The sequence below is a fragment of the Mycolicibacterium fallax genome (genome assembly GCF_010726955.1).
GTDB lineage: Bacteria > Actinomycetota > Actinomycetes > Mycobacteriales > Mycobacteriaceae > Mycobacterium > Mycobacterium fallax.
The window spans coordinates 3962374-3977877 of the sequence record NZ_AP022603.1 but is presented as its reverse complement, the minus strand read 5'-3'; the positions used below and the strand labels follow the sequence as shown (position 1 = coordinate 3977877).

The following is a 15504-nucleotide window of genomic DNA, read 5'->3' as shown; positions in this document are numbered from 1 at the left end:
GAATGCGGAAAGCTCGGCTGGATGATTCCCAGCCGAGCCTTCCTCGCCAGCGATCCGGCTACCCGGGGTCAGGGGGCGTTGGCACCGGGGGTTCCGCTAAACGTTTGACCCGAAATCTCGGTGCCGGCGGCCTCCTTCGTTATGTCTCCGCCGTTTCCAGCCGTACCGGCAGCACCGCCCGTGATTGTGCTAGCCGTCACTGTCCCGCCGCCGTTGACCTTGAAGACCGCACCGCCTCCGCTGTAGTACTCGTTGCTGGCACCGGCCGCCGCGGTGCTGTTCGACACTGAACCGCCCGTGGTTGTGATCTCGGCGCTTCGGCCCTTGCCTTTCTCTGCGGCATCGCCACCGGTGGCCGTGCTGTCGGTGATGGTGTCCGACGTCCCGTAGGCCCGGATGTTGGCCTCGCCGCCGGAGGCCTGCCAGACCGATCCCTTTCCGCCCTGCACCGTCCCGTTCGTTACCTGGCTGCCGGCACCGGCGGCCAGGAGTTCGCCCTGTCCCCCGCGACCACCCTTATCCCCCACGTTCACCCCGTCGGCGCGGGCGGCGTCGCCGCCGGTGGCCGTGCCGGCGGCAACCGAATTCTCGCCAGATGCCCGGATCCGGCCCTGGCCGGTATTGGTGGCGTTAGCGACTCCGCCGTTCGCGGCGTCACCGCCGGCACCGCCCGTCGCTGTTCCGGAGGCCTGGCTGCCCGAGCCCCCCGCCGCGACGTACCCGTTCGCGCCAGAACCACCCGTGCTGCCGGCATCCTCGGCGTTTCCGCCGCGGCCACCGGACGCGGTGCCGCCGGCCGTGCTGCTGACGCCCGAGGCGGTGATGCTGCCCGCCCCGGCCGCACCACCGAGGCTGTTGGCTCCGTTGGCAGTACCCCCAGTTACGGCCGTAATGGTGCCGCGGGCCGTACTGCCAACGCCGGACGCGGTGATGGTCCCGGAACTGCCGGCACCACCGAGACTGTTGAGTCCGGTGGCGTTTCCGCCCCCGCCGCCCGTCCCTGTGCCGGTGGCGGTGCTGCCACCGGCGGTGGCTGTCACCGTCATGGCGCCGCCCGCCCCGCCGCCGCGTTCAAGGACCGTAATCTCGCCGTCGCCATCACGCGGGTTGAGCCCCGTCCCGGTGCCGGTGCCGCCTGCACCGCCTCGGACCCCCTCACCGAGTGCGGTGGCTTCCCCACCGTTTAGGGCGTTGATGTCGGCGTTGCCGCCGCTGCCACCCTCGCCTCCGACGCCGCCCTCGGTTTGACCGAGGCCTCCGTTGCCGCCGTAGGCGTTTCCGTTGGCTTTGCTCGGGGCGGTGGTGGCTCCGCCATAGCTGATCGCATGGATCGTGGCGGCACCCGCGTCACCGCCGCGGGAACCGGCACCGTCCGCCACGCCACCGACACCGCCCTTGGCATAGCCGCCCGCTTCGCTTCCAAGGTCGATTTGGTTCCAGACGCCATTGGCCCGGATCCAGGCCGCACCCCCGAAGACGCGGTCAGACTCGGTCCGACGCTTAACCAGTTCTCAGTGACCTACGCCATAGACCACCTATGACGTGATGCGCGTCACGATAACAGGCCTTTCGCTTTGCCGCTATCTTTCGTAGTAAAACCCGTCGCTACGGCGACCGTATCCCGCGGTCAACGGCGTATTAGAACGCGTTGCACCTACACATAAGCATGCTTATGACCAGCGGTTTCATGTCTACGCGGCCAATTTGTCACTGCTTAGACTCTCCTCAGGAATGCCGGTGACTTTTGGCAGCGGGATCGGTGCTGATCGACGCCCCGTGCCGATTCGGCTCGGTGCTAGCTTGGAGTTGTTACCCGCTGAGCCGATGAGGAGACACGATGACCGACAAGGGACCCGAGCCTTTCGCGACCAACATCGAGGACGCCACCCTGGCCAACGGTGCGTTCCGCGACACCCTGTGGACCGGCAAGTACCTGCAGCTCACCGTGATGAGCATCCCGCCCGGCGGCATGGTCGGCGGCGAGATCCACGACGACCATGACCAGTTCATCCGGGTGGAGGCCGGCAAGGCCCGGGTGGTGATGGGCCCGGCCAAGGATGACATCAGCTTCGACGAGACCGTCGGCGACGACTGGATCGCGCTGATCCCGGCCGGCAAGTACCACAACATCCTCAACGTGGGCGATGAGGACCTGAAGCTCTATTCGCTCTACGGCCCCGCCGAGCACAGGCACGGCACCCGGCACGAGACCTTCGCCGACGCCACCGAGGATCCGCAGGAGACCGACCTGGTCTGAGACTCAGCGCCCCATATCGCATGGGTTCGCCTCATATCGCATGGGTTGAGGACGCACCCGGCCGCAGCGGGGGCGCCCTCCCCCGTTTTTGCCGGCGGCGTGCGACGGGGATAGCGACGGGCGGTGGCGCATGGGCCACGCCAGACCACGAAACACTCACCCTGGCCATACTGGGCCGCACCTGGAGCCCTACCGGCTGAGCCGTGCATCATGCACGTTCCCCTTCTACATCCTCAGCGGAGCGTCCGCCCCTGAGAGAAGCTCCAGAAGGTCCGGTGGCACCCCTAAGTCTCAGCGCCCCGCACCGACGCCGGCGGACATCTGCGCGGCAAGACCGGCGACAAAAATATCGCAATATCGGCGCAAGAATCCCTAATCAGCGGGGGTTCGGTAATTGCCTCCGACCATAACCGCCATTACCTAAGCGCCTCCAATGCCGATCTCAGCTTTTTATCAGCTAGCGTAGGGAATTGCAGAACGCAACACATTGAATGAACTTCACGAGGGGGAAGTCGTAATGAAATTCACCGCACATCCGTTGGTCACCACCGGTATCGCGCTGGTCGGGGCGGGCCTGATGGTCGGCGCGCCCGCTGCTTCTACTCTGGCAGCCCCCTACGCCTCCGCGCCGCGGACCGTCGAAGCCGACGTCACGCTGGCGTCCTGGGAATATGTGAGTTGGAACAATCTGAATGACCCCAACAAAACCAGCGACCAGAAGCTGGTTGAGGTTGGTTTCAAGCGCGTCGTCGAGCAGTTGGCTCAGGCCCCGTTCATCCCGTTCGCCACCGCGGCGAACATTGTCACCGGCGACAAGGCCGGCCTGGTCGACATCGGCAAGAACATCATCGACACACCGCTCTACGTGAGTGATCCGGTCCTGGTGTTGGCCGACAGGAACAACCTGCTGGGCGACGAGACCGCGCAATCCCTGCATAACAAGGCATGGGCAGACCGCCAGAAGCCCACCGAGATGCTTCGTGACGCACTCGGGGCGACCGAGCACGACAAGAACGAGGCCTTTGGAGCCGCCAAGCTGCTCGCGCTCAATCCCATTGCGGATGCACCGGGCAAGATCAAGGCCGCTCTCAGCGACCCCGGCGCCACTCTCGATGGCCTTGGGACTGCGGCCAACGCGGCCTTCGACAAGCGTGTGGCCAAGACCGAGAAGAGCCTGTCGCACGCCAAGGATCGGATTAACAAGGTCACCAGCGCCCTGAAGGATGACGGGCCAGTGGCCGCGGTTAAGCAGATCGGGACCAACATCAAGGACCGGTTGGACCGAGTGAAGAAGGACATCAAGAACGGCCAGACTACGGCGCGCAACGCTCCATAACCTGGCTTCGGCAAACGGTCGCCGCAGTTTCCGAGAGGAGGCTGCGGCGATCGTTGTCTACAGCGGTCTGTCAACGCCGTCGTCGATCACGTGCTGCACCCATTGCAAGGCCTAAGCCTCGATCCGTGGATCGACCCGGTTGAGGTGTCTGGGGATTGATTTTTGCGGTGCTGTGGGTGGTGGGCAGCGTGTAGCTGCTGGTCTGTCCAGCTTTTCCTGTGTGCTCCGGTCGGGCCTTTCGGCGGGTGGTCAGGTGGGGATTGCCGCTGGTGGGCTGTATCCGATGGTGTTGCGCCACAGGGTGGTCCACGTTGATGCCCAAGGCCAGTGGCTGGGTAGGTGCAGTGTCGGCCGCCGTTGGGGTCGGGCAAGTCGGGCCGGAATGTTGACGATGCGGCGGCGCAGTGTGGATCCTCGCGCGACGGCGTTCGTCGCGCCGGCCAGGACACCGGCCGCGCGCAACAGATTGTGGGCGATCGCGGCGCACAGGATCCAAGCCGAGTTGGCCCCGAACCGCCCCGAAGGCATGTGCGCCAGGGGTCCGTCGATGAGGTCGGCGAACACGGTTTCGATGATGGCGTGGCGGCGGTGGGTGATGTCGGCGGCATCGATCGGTTCGTCGGTGTCGGTGAAGAACGGTGGTACCGCCACACCGGGAACAGGGCGTCTGGGTAGCGGGCGTCTTTGACGCGGCGCACGATCAACCGTGCAGTGACCGGGTGATCGGTGGAACTGAAAGCGGTGTAGGTGGTTTCGGCGACTTCGGCGTCGGAGATCCATCCGCCGGTGTCGGGGTCGCGCACTGCGCCGGGGTAGTTGACCGGAATCCAGGCGTTGTTATCGATGGAGTCGATGGCCGCGGCCACGGCGGTTGACTTGGTCAGCACCAGCGAGAATCGGGCTCCGGCGCGGCGGCAGGCAGTCGCCACGGTGCTGTTGCCGTACGCCGAGTCGCCGCGCACCAGAATCTGCCCGGTAACACCAGCGGCACGTGCGGTCGCCACGGCCTGAGCGATCATCTGGGCTGCGCCCTTACCGGAGTTGGTCTTGCCTGCCCGCAACCGCGCACCGGCGATCACCGGCGCACCGCTGTCGGTGCTGATCGTGGCAACCAACGGCGACAGGCCCTTGCGCAGGATCTGCTTCCCGGCGATCTTGGTGTGCCCATACGAGGCCCCTTGTTTGGCGTGACCAAAGACCGGGCGCAGTAGCGAGTCGATGTCGACGAAGGCCCGCACGTCGGCGCCGGGGATCAGATCGACGCGCGAGCACAGCGCGGCCAGGTGCTCGCGCAGCACTGATTCGAGTTGGCGGGTGTGCCCGAAGGTGAACTCCCGCAACAGGGTTCCGATCGTCGATGATGCGTACACGCCGTCGAAGAGGGTCTTCATCCCGCCCGAGCGCACGATATCGAGGTCATCGATGCTGTCCGCGCCGGCACACATGCCGGCGATCAGGGTGGTCAGCTTCGGGGACGGATTGGCCGCACCAGATTTGATCCGCTCGCAGGTGAAACGAACCTTCTGCTCCAACAGCACCGAAAGGCGGCTCTGTTGAGCCAAGGTCATCACCGGCACCAGCCCGGCGCACGACACGAGATGCTCATCATCGAAGACCGCCGACGACGTGGTGAACCTGTGGGACACTTGCACCGGAAGTGCCTTTCTTGGGCTGTTCAGATTGTGGTGTGGTAACTCCAATCATCGCAGCTCAGAGGGCACTTTCCCTATTGCGACACCCGGTCACCCGGTCAATTCTTCGGTGGATCGAGGCTAAGCAAGCATCAGCAACCGACGGCAGGGAGGCACAGGTCTGCCTACCGCGGCACCTTCACCCATTTGCCGGCGTCCCCGACGATCCCCACCGGCACCGCCCCGGTCAGGCTGACGCCCTGTACCGATGGTCCGGCGGCCACGATGGTGGTGTCCTGAATGATCGGCAGCACCGTCGACAGTTCCCACAGCTTCGGCTCCACCAGCTCCAGCACCGCTTCGATGGACTGCGAACCATCAAGGGCCGCATTGATATTCGGCTGAATCGCGCGGTCGCAGACGCCGGTCAGGTTCGACGGGGCCTGCACCAGCGTCCCGGAGTCCGGCGCGGGCGCCGGCGCGGTGGTCTGCGGCGTGGTGGCCGGGGTCGGGGCGGGCCTGGTGGCCGAGACCGACGGGCGCGGGGGCGCCGAGGTGGTGCTGCGCGGCGCCGGGGCGGGCGCGGCCCCCGAGGTGGACACCGGGGTGGCCTCCAGGGCCGGGCAGCCGTAGCGCGAGGCCAGCACGGTGGCCAGGTCTCCCCCGGCGGCGTGCCAGCCGACCACCGCGTCGACCTTGCCGTTGACGAGTGCATCCCGGTACAGCACAACGGGATCCAGCGCCGAGACCGACGCCTCGATGCCCGCGTTGCGCAGCTGATCGGCCGCGGTGTTGGCCACCGCCACCGACGTCGGGTCGTTGGCCGCCGCGCCGAGCACCATCGTCAGCGCCTCGCCGTCCTTGGTGATCGAGCCGCGCGCGGGGGCGGTGCCCGGCGCCTGGGTGGCCGGTGCCACCGTGTACCCGGCCTGTTCCAGCAGTTCCAGGGCGGCCTCGCGTCCGATCGCCGCGGGCGCGGTCGGCACGTACCCGGGATCCGAGGGTGCCCGGACCTGTGCCCGGGCCAGGGTGACGGTGTTGTCGCTGCCGGCGCCGACGGCGGCCAGCAGCCCGACATCGAGCAGGCCCATAATGGCCTTACGCACCAACGGATCTGCGAGCTGAGGTTGCTGACCGCGCAGCACGAGCTGCAGCACCCGGGGGGTGACGATCCGGTTGGTTCGCACGTCCGGGATCGCCGAGAGTTGCGCGAACGCCGCGGCCCCGCCGTGCACCTGGGCGACCTGCGTGTCGGCGATGCGGATCGAGTCGGCCAGCGCCGCGGTCGCCCCGGCGCGGCGGAACAGGATCAGGTCCGGCACCGCCGGGGGCCCCCAGTACCGATCGTTGCGGGCCAGCAGGATCTCGTCGCGCTGCGGGTCGATGCTCTCCACCCGGAACTGACCACCGGTCACCGGCATCACCCGGGCCAGTCCCGCGGCGAATCCGCCGGGGATGTCCTTGACGATGTGCGCGGGCAGCAGGTTGTAGAAGAGTTCACGCCAGGCCGGGTAGGGCTGGGAGAAGCTCACCACCGCCGTCTTGCCGCCGTCGATCGACTGCACCCCGGTGATCAGGTCGTAGCCGGCCGGGTCGACGACGCCGGGCTGGCCGACCATCTGGCGCCACAGGTACCAGAAGTCATCGGCGACGATCGGTGCGTTGTCGGTCCAGGACGCCTCGGGCCGGATCCGGTAGGTGACGGTGAACGGGTCCTCGCTGGTGATCTCGGCGGACACCAGCAGCGTCGGGTCCCGCTCCCAGCGCGATCCGGTGGGGGTCTTGGCGTCGGGGATCGGGCGGAACGCGCTCGGCAGCACCATGGCGCTGATCGCGGCGGTGACCGGCGACTGGTCCGACAGCAGGTGCGGGTTGAAGCCCGGCCCGATGTTGTCGATACCCATGATGATCTGCTGCGTCTTGGGCTTTGGCGGCGGCGTGGACGACGGCGTCTCGGTGCTCTGCGGGGCCGGCGGCGGGTCCGCGGTGCACCCGCCCAGCAGCAGCGACGTCACCAGCGCGGCGCTCAGCACACGGCGGGAGACGATCGGCACGGCTATCAGAGTATCGGGCCGACGGTCGCCGCCCTCACCTTGTTCGATTCCCGTTGCGATCGGCCGCCGAGCCGGGCGGGGCCGGAGCGATCTCACCTCGGGTTCCAGGCGGGTTGGTCAGGCCTGGAGAAGGGAGCGGGGTGGGTCCGCGGCGCATGTCGCCTCGGGTCCGTGGCCGGGCGGCGAGGGTGTGGCGGGCCCCGGGCCCGGGCGGTCTTGTCCCGGCCCTCCTGTCCCGGCCCGGCCCATCCTGTCCCGGCCCTTCCCCTGCCTGTCCCGACCCGACCCATCCCGTCCCGGCCAGTCCTGTCCTGTCCTGTCCCTTATTGCCCCGGCCAGTCCCGCCCCGCTCCGCCCTGTCCCGGCTCGCCGCAGGGCGGGCGGGTCGCCTGGGCCCCGGCGCCCTGGCCCACCTCCCTTCTCCAGGCCCGCAGGCCCGGCACCCTGGCCCATCTCCCTTCAGGGACGTGCCAGCCGCCCCCGCTCCGGGCGCAGCAACTTGAGCTCTCCCCCGCCGCACCCCTGCCCAACCCGGCGCCCTGGTCACGGCCCCTCACCACCGGAGCGAGCGCCCTGGTCGCGGCCACTCCCCGCCGAACTGAGCCCCATTCCCTCTCCAGGCCAGAATCCGGCCGCGCTGCCCGGCTGTCACACCCGTCCCAGCCGCCCCGGCAACGGAAGACCCGTCGCGAGTGCCCACCTTCCAGCGACGGTTTCTCGGACGTAGCGACACCGTCCCACCCCGAGCGACTTCCGATGCCCGCCGCCCGTGCCGGCCCGCCGCCCCCACCACCACTCCGATGCCCGCCTGTGGCGGCCGCGATGTCCCCCACCAACACGCCGGCGTCCCCCGATCGGGGGAATCACGATTCAACCGGCAGACCACCCGGTCACCCGACAGACATCAACCGCCCAATCCCGCATTCTTAATTCATCACCGGAAACGACCGGCCAGAAAACGAAAAAGCCACCCACACAAGGAGATTCAAATAACCACCATCGCCCGCCGGATCGCCGCCACCGCCACCCTGGCCGCCGCCCCCGCCCTGATCGCCATCGGCCTGGCCACCGGCGCCAACGCCGCCCCCGCCGCCACCCACGCCGAGAGCATCGCCACCACCACCATCTCCAGCCCCGCCGTCCACCCCGACAAGAAAGACCAGACCCGCTCCAACCAGAGCTGGAGCGCCCGGCACCGCTACCACAGCAACCACCGCTGAACCACAAACCACCCACACGACGGCGGGCGCCAAGCGCCCGCCGTCGCTCAGCGTGAGACGCAGTCGCTACCCCCGAGAAACCGTCGCTCCAAGGCGGGCATCGCCGACATCGCTTCCAACCCCGAATCCCCGGGTGTTTCCGCGACCCGCGGACAGCAGACCCCAGCCCGCGGTCCTCGGCCCCCCGCCCCGACCGAGCGGCCCCAAGCCCCCGCCCCAACCGAGCGGCCCCAAGTCCTCGACCCTCGACCCTCGGCCGCCGGACACCGCCTGCACCAGACGGACGCTCCCCGGAACCCCGGCCAACCGTTCAGCCGCCGCCGGTGCCGGCGCCGGACCCAACGAGCACGCCGGTGTCCCCCGATCGGGGGAATCACGATTCAACCGGCAGACCACCCGGTCACCCGACAGACATCAACCGCCCAATCCCGCATTCTTAATTCATCACCGGAAACGACCGGCCAGAAAACGAAAAAGCCACCCACACAAGGAGATTCAAATGACCACCATCGCCCGCCGGATCGCCGCCACCGCCACCCTGGCCGCCGCCCCCGCCCTCATCGCCATCGGCCTGGCCACCGGCGCCAACGCCGCCCCCGCCGCCACCCACGCCGAGAGCATCGCCACCACCACCATCTCCAGCCCCGCCGTCCACCCCGACAAGAAAGACCAGACCCGCTCCAACCAGAGCTGGAGCGCCCGGCACCGCTACCACAGCAACCACCGCTGAACCACACCCCCCCCACCCGACCGCGGGCGCCAACCGTTCAGTCGCAGTCGGCGCCGAACCCAACCAGCCGCTCGGCAATGAACTCGACCGTCAGGTCGCCGTTGGTGGCGACATCGTTCATCAGGTCCTCGGCCGCGTCGACATCGAAATCCGGACGCAACTCGATGCCATTGATATGCAGGAACGTCCATGCCGCCGCCCATGCGGTGCGCTTGTTCCCATCGACCAGCGCATGATTGCGGGCCAGCGACTGCAGCAGCGCCGCCGCCTTGGCATACCGCCCCGGGTACGCATCAACACCGAAGACACTGGCCTGCGGGCGTGCGACGGCGGCGTCCAACAGGCCGTAGTCACCCACCTCCGGCCCATGACCGACCGCGAAAGCCCCGGCCGTAAGAACATCCTCGCGATCGAGAAAAACGGTCATGCCAGCCGTCGGTTCAGCTCCGCCGAACGCTCCGCCACCAGACGCGCCGCGTCAGCCACCGCCTGCTTGTGCCGGCTCGCTGCGGCGACCACCGCGTCGTGCGCAAAAGTCCGCAACGACACATCGACCTCCCCGGCGGCAGCACGGACGGCCGCGAGTTCGTCGTCGGTGAAGGAGATGTTCAGCGAGGGCATGCAATTCATGGTACCGAATCTGGTACCAATTGCAGTGCTAGGCACATCGCCCGCCGTCGCTCAGCGTGAGACGCAGTCGCTACCCCCGAGAAACCGTCGCTCCAAGGCGGGCAACGGCGACATCACTTCCAATCCCGAGGCCTCTGGGACGGATGTGACTCATACGCTCGCGGCCCAGCTCGAAGCAAGCCCCGACGTCCTGGGCCGTCGGCTCGAGCGCCGACGGGCCCACGCCCCGCGACTGAAACGCCAAGGTTCCGTGGCCCCCGACGGGGCCCGGAAGCTCCTACTTCCCGCTCTGCTTGGCCCGCGCCTTGGCCCGCGCCCGCAGGCTGGCCACCAGCTCCACCTTGCGCACCCGCACGATCTCCGGGGTGACCTCCACGCACTCGTCGCCGGCGCAGAACTCCATCGCCTGCTCCAGGTCGAGCTCCAGCGGCTTGGCCAGCGTCTCGATCACATCGGCGGTCGAGGACCGCATGTTGGTGAGCTTCTTCTCCCGGGTGATGTTGATGTCGAGGTCCTCGGCGCGCGGGTTGATCCCGACCACCTGGCCCTCATAGGTGTCCTGACCCGGCTCGACGAAGAACTGACCGCGGTCGGCGAGCTGGATCATCGCGAACGGCGTGATGCTGCCGGTGCGGTCGGACACCAGCGACCCGGTGTGCCGGGCCCGGATCTCCCCGGCCCACGGCCGGTAGCCCTCGAACACCGCGTTGGCGATGCCGGTGCCGCGGGTCAGCGTCATGAACTCGGTGCGGAAGCCGATCAGCCCGCGGCTGGGCACCACGAAGTCCATCCGCACCCAGCCCGCGGCGTGGTTGGTCATCTGCTCCATCCGGCCCTTGCGCGCGGCCATCAGCTGGGTGATCGAACCGACGAACTCCTCCGGGCAGTCAATGGTCAGCTCCTCGTACGGCTCGTGCAGCTTGCCGTCGACGGTGCGGGTGACCACCTGGGGCTTGCCGACGGTCAGCTCGAAGCCCTCCCGGCGCATCTGCTCGACCAGGATCGCCAGCGCCAGCTCCCCGCGGCCCTGCACCTCCCAGGCATCCGGGCGGCCGATGTCGACCACCCGGATCGACACGTTGCCCACCAGCTCCGAATCCAGCCGGCTCTTCACCATCCGGGCGGTCAGCTTGTGCCCGGACACCTTGCCCGCCAGCGGCGAGGAGTTGGTGCCGACGGTCACCGAGATGGCCGGCTCGTCGACGGTGATCCGGGGCAGCGCATGGGAGTTCTCCGGATCGGCCAGGGTGTCGCCGATCATGATCTCCGGCAGGCCCGCCACCGCGACAATGTCGCCGGCCACGGCCTCCTCGGCCGGGGTGCGCTCCACCCCGACGGTGCTCAGCAGCTCGGTGATCTTGGCGTTGGTGATGACCGGCAGGCCGTCGACCTCACGCATCCAGGCCACCTGCTGGCCCTTGCGGATCTTGCCGTTGCAGATCCGGATCAGCGCCAGCCGGCCCAGGAACGCCGACGCGTCGAGGTTGGTGACCAGCGCCTGCAGCGGCGCCTTGACATCACCGGAGGGCGCCGGAATGTGTTGCAGCAGAACGTCGAACAGCGGGTCGAGGTTCTCCCCGTCGGGGTTCTGCCCGTTCTCCGGCTGCGTGGTCGAGGCGATCCCGGCGCGCCCGGAGGCGTACAGCGTCGGCAGATCCAGCGCCTTCTCCGCGGCGGCCTGGGCCTCCTCGTCCAGATCGGAGGCCACGTCGAGCAGCAGGTCGTGGCTCTCCTCGACGACCTCGGCGATCCGGGCGTCGGGCCGGTCGGTCTTGTTGACCACCAGGATCACCGGCAGGTGCGCGGCCAGCGCCTTGCGCAGCACGAACCGGGTCTGCGGCAGCGGGCCCTCGGACGCGTCGACCAGCAGCACCACCCCGTCGACCATGGACAGGCCGCGCTCCACCTCGCCGCCGAAGTCGGCGTGCCCGGGGGTGTCGATCACGTTGATGACGGTCACCGTGCCGTCGGCGTGATGCCGGTGCACGGCGGTGTTCTTGGCCAGGATGGTGATGCCCTTTTCGCGTTCCAGGTCACCGGAATCCATCACGCGTTCCTGCACATCACCCCGGCCGGCCAGCGCGCCGGACTGCCGCAGCATGGCGTCCACCAGGGTGGTTTTGCCGTGGTCGACGTGGGCGACGATCGCGACGTTTCTAAAGTTGGGGGCAGTAGTCACGATTCATTGTCGCAGCGCAGCCCCCCGATCACGAAAACGAGACAGTCGTCCGGTGAAACCCAGCAAAGTCGCCAAGCTCAAGCCGAAGAAGAAGTGCTGCAAGTCAAAGACGCGCTGCAAGTGCTGCCCGATCGTCGTCAGCAAAGTCAAGAAAGCCTGCGACGCGGGGGTCTGCGGCAAGGATCTGGAAAAGGTGTTCAAGCAAGCACGGCAACGCTGAGCCCCGCGCGGGCTATGGTCATCGTCGATCGCACACCGAATTTTTCACCAGGATCGACCTGGCACACGAAACGATGACGAACACGAGGAGGACTCGTGAGCGCGCGCACCGAGCCCAGCCCCACCGAGCCCGCCAAACCGACCGCCTGGAGCAGCGTCAAGCCCGCGGTCTTCGTCCCCGCCTCCCTGATCATCGTCGCCCTGGTCGGCTTCGCCGTCGTGTACGCCACCACCGCGGCCGACGCATTCGGCCGGCTCAACACCGTCATCACCGACTGGGTGGGCTGGTGGTACATCCTGGTCGCGACGGGCTTCGTGATCTTCGCGATCTACTGCGGGGCATCGCGGGTGGGGACCATCCGCCTCGGCGCCGACAATGAGCGCCCGGAGTTCGGCTTCCTGGCCTGGCTGGCCATGCTGTTCAGCGCCGGAATGGGCATCGGCCTGGTCTTCTACGGTGTGGCGGAGCCACTTTCGCACTACGTGCGGCCGCCGGCGTCCCTCGGCGTGGAGGCCGGTACCGACGCCGCGGCCAATCAGGCGATGGCGCTGACGGTGTTCCATTGGGGTCTGCACGCCTGGGCCATCTACGTCGTCGTCGGCCTGGGCATGGCCTACATGACGTATCGGCGCGGCCGGCCGCTGTCGATCCGGTGGCTGCTGGAACCACTGCTTGGCACGCGGCGCGTGGAGGGGGCGATCGGGCATGCCGTCGACGTCATCGCGGTCGTCGGCACCCTGTTCGGGGTGGCCACCTCGCTGGGCTTCGGCATCACCCAGATCGCCGCCGGCCTGCAGTATCTGGGCTGGATCACCGTCAACAACTGGTGGACCGTGGCGCTGATCGCCGCGATCACCGGGTTCGCGACGCTGTCGGTGGTCAGCGGCGTGAGCCGGGGCCTGAAGTGGCTGTCGAACATCAACATGGTGCTGGCCGGGCTGTTGGCCGGGTTCGTCGCCCTGGCCGGGCCGACGTTGTTTCTGCTGCAGGCCTGGGTGCAGAACCTCGGCAACTACGTCACCTCGCTGCCCGAGTTGATGCTGCGCACCGGGCCGTTCACCAACGGCGAGTGGCTGGGCAATTGGACGATCTTCTACTGGGGCTGGTGGATCAGCTGGGCGCCGTTCGTCGGCATGTTCATCGCCCGGATCTCCCGCGGGCGCACCGTGCGCGAGTTCGTCGCCGGGGTGCTGCTGGTGCCGACGGTGATCGGCTCGCTGTGGTTCACGGTGTTCGGCGACTCGGCAATCCTGCGCCAGCGCAACGACGGCGACATGCTGGTCGACGGGGCCGTCGACACCGACACCTCACTGTTCCAGCTGCTCGGCGGGCTTCCGCTGGCGACGATCTCCAGCGTGCTCGCGATCGTCGTGATCGGGTTCTTCTTCGTCACCTCGTCGGACTCCGGGTCGCTGGTGATCGACATCCTGTCCTCGGGCGGAGACCTGGATCCGCCGAAGGCCACCCGGGTGTACTGGTCGATCATGGAGGGCGTCGCCGCGGCGGTGCTGCTGATCGTCGGCGGGGCCGGGTCGCTGACCGCCCTGCAGACCGCATCGATCGCCACCGCGGTGCCGTTCTCGGTGATCATGGTGCTGGCGTGCGTGGCGATGATCCGGGCGTTCCACTACGAACTGGCCACCCGGCCGCGGCTGCTGCACGTCTCCACACCCGAAGACATCCCGGCCGGCGAGCACTCCCTGCGCGATGCGTCGGCGACGCTGGCCGGCCTGGTGCAGGTCCGCCACGTGGCCCCCGGCGACTACGAGATCTCCCCGGACACCGGGGAGCTGATCATCGCCGAACCGGTCGATCCGCTGCACGGACGGTCTGCCGAATAGCCGGTTCCCGGCGCACGGTCGGCGTACCGTTGAGGGCATCCGTTGGAGGTGTCTGATGACCGTCTACGAGATGTTCAATATCGCCGTCATGGTGGTGGTGGGTTTGGTCGCCGTCGCCGGGATCTACCTCGGGCTGCTGAACTGGTTCGGCGGGTTTCACATGGTGCACTGCACCCGATGTCACCACCTGACCGGATCGACGCACGAGGAGCCCCCGGCCGAGTGTGTGCACTGTCGGCATCCGATGGCGTTGCACCCGTTCTACGCGATGGCGCACCGCGCGGCACCGATCCGGGTGCGGCCCGACCCGCTGCACTACTGAGCGGGCCGGGCGGCTGAACCCCCCGGACTACTTACACATTTCGGATATCTTGGCTTCCAGTTCGGTGACCTGCCCCAGCGGGCCGGCCAGCGCCGGATCGTCGGTGCCCAGGCCGGCCAGCGCCGCCAGCCCGACCTCGTCGGCCTGATCGGCGAAGTTGGTGACGGCCTCGGCCAGCGCGTCCGGGGTGGCCACGCCGATGTTGTTCAGCAGGTACGGGCCGGTGGCGGCGAAGGCGCTGCGGGCGTTGGCCGCCACCACCTCGGCCAGCGCGGGCTCCGGGTTCTCCCCCGGGTTGGCGCCGCTGCGCACCGCGATGGCCATCCGGGCCATCTCGAACGCCCGGCAGGTGTTGGCCTTGGCCGCGCCGACCTCCTCGTCGGTGTAGACGACGGCGACCTCGACGTCCTCGTCCTCGGTCTGGAACATCGGCCACAGCGCCGCGGCCAGTGCGCCGAGGGCAACCACCAGCGCCAGCGCGGCCAGCCAGATTGCGGCCTTGCCCCTGGGCGCGGCGGCCGGCCGGTCCTCGGGCTCCAGTTCGGGCTCCGGCTCCGGCTCCGGCTCGGCCTCGCCGTCGTCCTCAACCTCGTCCTGAGAGTCGCTGCCTTTACTCAGCTTGACCTCAGTTTCATTCTCCCCCTTACGTGCGTGTCGGGATGTGCGCGACGACGACTCTCCCTCGCCAATCCCGCCCCCCTCTTCGGCGCCGACATCGAGATCGTCGACGATTTCGTCCTTTTCGTCATGGTTATCAGCCATCGGCGCAGCATAACGGCAAGCCGTCCGCGAGATCGCAAAGGTTCACCATTTCCCGCACCATAACTGCTGTTACAGGCACGTTTTGGGCCGACACAACAATTACCAGCGAGTAACCCGTGGCGAATCTCTTTCGAATTTCCACACGTCCACCAGCCTCCGAATTTCCGCGCCGCCGATCAAATGCCCAGGTCACACATTGTGATCCGTGTCATAACAAGTTGCGAACACAATGAAAAGCACTTGAGGGCGCAAGAAAACCAAAAACTGACAGTCGCTCCCAGCTTCAACTCAGCGTCTTCTCAGTTACGGTCGGCGGAGTCCG

The 15504-nt window shown here is 67.9% G+C and carries 13 protein-coding genes and 1 pseudogene; 7 read left to right on the top strand and 7 right to left on the bottom strand.

Features of this window, described 5'->3' with window-relative positions; all coding sequences use genetic code 11:
- Positions 1–68 precede the first annotated feature (68 nt).
- On the bottom strand, positions 69–1379 hold the full coding sequence (locus G6N10_RS19145; protein ID WP_085092504.1) for a hypothetical protein: 1311 nt from the start codon (positions 1377–1379) through the stop codon (positions 69–71).
- Positions 1380–1837: 458 nt separating this feature from the next.
- Between G6N10_RS19145 and G6N10_RS19140 the strand changes: the two genes are divergently transcribed.
- Together G6N10_RS19140 and G6N10_RS19135 are read left to right on the top strand one after the other, a co-directional pair.
- Positions 1838–2257, top strand: a complete 420-nt coding sequence (locus G6N10_RS19140; protein ID WP_085092505.1) for a cupin domain-containing protein — start codon at positions 1838–1840, stop codon at positions 2255–2257.
- Between the two features lie 517 nt (positions 2258–2774).
- Positions 2775–3593, top strand: coding sequence for a hypothetical protein (locus tag G6N10_RS19135; protein ID WP_085092506.1), 819 nt, complete (start codon positions 2775–2777; stop codon positions 3591–3593).
- 249 nt (positions 3594–3842) lie between these two features.
- On the opposite strand, the pseudogene G6N10_RS19130 reads toward G6N10_RS19135, so the two are convergent.
- Positions 3843–5245: pseudogene (locus tag G6N10_RS19130) on the bottom strand (IS1380 family transposase).
- A gap of 164 nt (positions 5246–5409) precedes the next feature.
- Positions 5410–7284 (bottom strand): ABC transporter family substrate-binding protein, encoded by a 1875-nt coding sequence (locus tag G6N10_RS19125; RefSeq protein WP_085100019.1) that lies wholly within the window; start codon positions 7282–7284, stop codon positions 5410–5412.
- Positions 7285–8078: 794 nt separating this feature from the next.
- Here G6N10_RS19125 and G6N10_RS20145 point away from each other — a divergent pair.
- Positions 8079–8498, top strand: coding sequence for a hypothetical protein (locus G6N10_RS20145; RefSeq protein WP_179962856.1), 420 nt, complete (start codon positions 8079–8081; stop codon positions 8496–8498).
- Between the two features lie 499 nt (positions 8499–8997).
- Positions 8998–9228, top strand: coding sequence for a hypothetical protein (locus G6N10_RS19115; RefSeq protein WP_163742598.1), 231 nt, complete (start codon positions 8998–9000; stop codon positions 9226–9228).
- Between the two features lie 37 nt (positions 9229–9265).
- Here G6N10_RS19115 and G6N10_RS19110 read toward each other — a convergent pair whose 3' ends face one another.
- From G6N10_RS19110 to typA, 3 genes are all read right to left on the bottom strand, one after another.
- Positions 9266–9655: a type II toxin-antitoxin system death-on-curing family toxin gene (locus G6N10_RS19110; RefSeq protein ID WP_085099989.1), complete on the bottom strand. Its 390-nt coding sequence runs from the start codon at positions 9653–9655 to the stop codon at positions 9266–9268.
- Positions 9652–9849 carry an antitoxin Phd gene (locus tag G6N10_RS19105; RefSeq protein WP_085099992.1) on the bottom strand — a complete coding sequence of 66 codons (198 nt, stop codon included), beginning with the start codon at positions 9847–9849 and terminating at the stop codon, positions 9652–9654. The genes G6N10_RS19110 and G6N10_RS19105 overlap by 4 nt, the downstream gene beginning before the upstream one ends.
- A gap of 286 nt (positions 9850–10135) precedes the next feature.
- Positions 10136–12037, bottom strand: coding sequence for a translational GTPase TypA (gene typA, locus G6N10_RS19100; protein ID WP_085099995.1), 1902 nt, complete (start codon positions 12035–12037; stop codon positions 10136–10138).
- A gap of 52 nt (positions 12038–12089) precedes the next feature.
- Between typA and G6N10_RS20085 the strand changes: the two genes are divergently transcribed.
- From G6N10_RS20085 to G6N10_RS19090, 3 genes are all read left to right on the top strand, one after another.
- Entirely contained in the window at positions 12090–12257 is a 168-nt protein-coding gene (locus G6N10_RS20085; protein WP_165757684.1) for a hypothetical protein, read from the top strand.
- 95 nt (positions 12258–12352) lie between these two features.
- Positions 12353–14098 (top strand): BCCT family transporter, encoded by a 1746-nt coding sequence (locus G6N10_RS19095; protein ID WP_085099998.1) that lies wholly within the window; start codon positions 12353–12355, stop codon positions 14096–14098.
- Positions 14099–14153: 55 nt separating this feature from the next.
- Positions 14154–14420, top strand: a complete 267-nt coding sequence (locus tag G6N10_RS19090) for a hypothetical protein (RefSeq protein ID WP_085100001.1) — start codon at positions 14154–14156, stop codon at positions 14418–14420.
- A 27-nt stretch (positions 14421–14447) separates the two neighbouring features.
- Here G6N10_RS19090 and G6N10_RS19085 read toward each other — a convergent pair whose 3' ends face one another.
- Positions 14448–15182, bottom strand: coding sequence for a hypothetical protein (locus G6N10_RS19085; RefSeq protein WP_085100004.1), 735 nt, complete (start codon positions 15180–15182; stop codon positions 14448–14450).
- Positions 15183–15504: the final 322 nt, after the last annotated feature.

What these genes read in the sequence shown, in the direction of transcription:
- G6N10_RS19140 (WP_085092505.1), top strand. Translation starts at nt 1,838, where the DNA reads ATGACCGACAAGGGACCCGAGCCTTTCGCGACCAACATCGAGGACGCC.
- G6N10_RS19135 (WP_085092506.1), top strand. Translation starts at nt 2,775, where the DNA reads ATGAAATTCACCGCACATCCGTTGGTCACCACCGGTATCGCGCTGGTC.
- G6N10_RS20145 (WP_179962856.1), top strand. Translation starts at nt 8,079, where the DNA reads ATGCCCGCCTGTGGCGGCCGCGATGTCCCCCACCAACACGCCGGCGTC.
- G6N10_RS19115 (WP_163742598.1), top strand. Translation starts at nt 8,998, where the DNA reads ATGACCACCATCGCCCGCCGGATCGCCGCCACCGCCACCCTGGCCGCC.
- G6N10_RS19110 (WP_085099989.1), bottom strand. Translation starts at nt 9,655, where the DNA reads ATGACCGTTTTTCTCGATCGCGAGGATGTTCTTACGGCCGGGGCTTTC.
- G6N10_RS19105 (WP_085099992.1), bottom strand. Translation starts at nt 9,849, where the DNA reads ATGCCCTCGCTGAACATCTCCTTCACCGACGACGAACTCGCGGCCGTC.
- G6N10_RS19090 (WP_085100001.1), top strand. Translation starts at nt 14,154, where the DNA reads ATGACCGTCTACGAGATGTTCAATATCGCCGTCATGGTGGTGGTGGGT.
- G6N10_RS19085 (WP_085100004.1), bottom strand. Translation starts at nt 15,182, where the DNA reads ATGGCTGATAACCATGACGAAAAGGACGAAATCGTCGACGATCTCGAT.